This is a genomic window from Azospirillum sp. B506, assembly GCF_000333595.1.
Taxonomy (GTDB): domain Bacteria; phylum Pseudomonadota; class Alphaproteobacteria; order Azospirillales; family Azospirillaceae; genus Azospirillum.
Genome location: NZ_BADK01000238.1, coordinates 1 through 1,171, shown reverse-complemented (window position 1 = coordinate 1,171; position 1,171 = coordinate 1). Strand labels below are relative to the sequence as shown.

General features: G+C 70.4%; 1 protein-coding gene. It reads right to left on the bottom strand.

Annotated features, from left to right (window positions below; translation table 11 throughout):
- On the bottom strand, positions 1-1,171 hold a 1,171-nt coding region (locus I71_RS07560; RefSeq protein ID WP_042693420.1), incomplete at both ends, for a phosphopantetheine-binding protein.

The window sequence follows — 1,171 nt, the reverse complement described above, 5'->3', positions numbered from 1 at the left end:
GCCGCCGCCCGTTTCCAGCGAGCCGGGCGCAACCCGGTCCCGGGGTCCGGGCCAGCGCATCGGCGATCAGCCGCCGCATCCCGGCCTCGTCCGCGGGATAGCCGAGAGCGGCCGGATCGGCGCGCATGACACGGGCGAAGACATATTCGGCCAGAATATCGTCCTCGATGAGGAAGGGAACCCGATAGCTGCTGATGACGCTCAGCCGCTCCACCGTCACGCCACGCTGTGCCAGCCGCTGCGCGATCTCCGTCGCCAGCAGCCCGCCCAGGCAATAGCCGACGATATGGAGCCGTTCGCCCGGCGACAGGGCGCCCGCGATGCGGCCAGAATGACCGTCCGCCAGTTCGGAGATGGCGCCGGCGGGATCCATCGCCAGGAAGGGCGCCGGATCCTGGATCGCGACCCCCAGGATGCGACGCGCGTTGCCGTGCGGACGGTCGAGCAGGGACCGGTAGGGCACGATGGTTCCACTGCCGTCGTGCACGAACAGCAGCGTGGCCCCCGTGCCATCGCCCTGCCCCAGCTCGATCAACGACAAGCCATCATCCGCTGGCCCATCATACACTGCCCCGCCACCCGCCGGCCCGCCGGCACCGCGCAGCAGGTCCGCCAAGGCCGCCACCGTCGGCTGGTTGAGCAGACGCCGCAACAGCACGTCCCACTCCAGCCCGGCCGCCTTCGGCAGGCATTCGCGCAGCCGGCCGACGACCTGCGCCACCAGCAGGGAATCTCCCCCGAGGTCGAAGAAGTTCTGATCGAGGCCGACAGCGTCCAGCCGCAGGACCGAGGCCCAGACGGCGGCGATCTCACGCTCCAGATCGTCCCGCGGCATCGATCCGGCAGCCGCCGCGGCCTGCCGGGATTTCGGCGCCACGCCGGCCAGCGCCTTGCGGTCGATCTTTCCGTTTTCCGTCATCGGCAGGCTGTCGAGAATATGGATTTCCGCCGGCACCATGTGTTCGGGCAGCCGTTCGCCGGCATGCCGGCGAAGGTCGGCCGCCGGGATCGCCATCCGGTCGGGCTTGAACTGGGCGGCGAAGACATGCTGACCGACATCGGACATCGCGCCGCCGTCGCCCGGAAAACGCAGGACGGTCGCGGCACCGGCCAGCCGCAGCTGATCCTCCCACTGGCCGCAGGACAGGAAGGTGGTGTCGAGGGCGCGGCG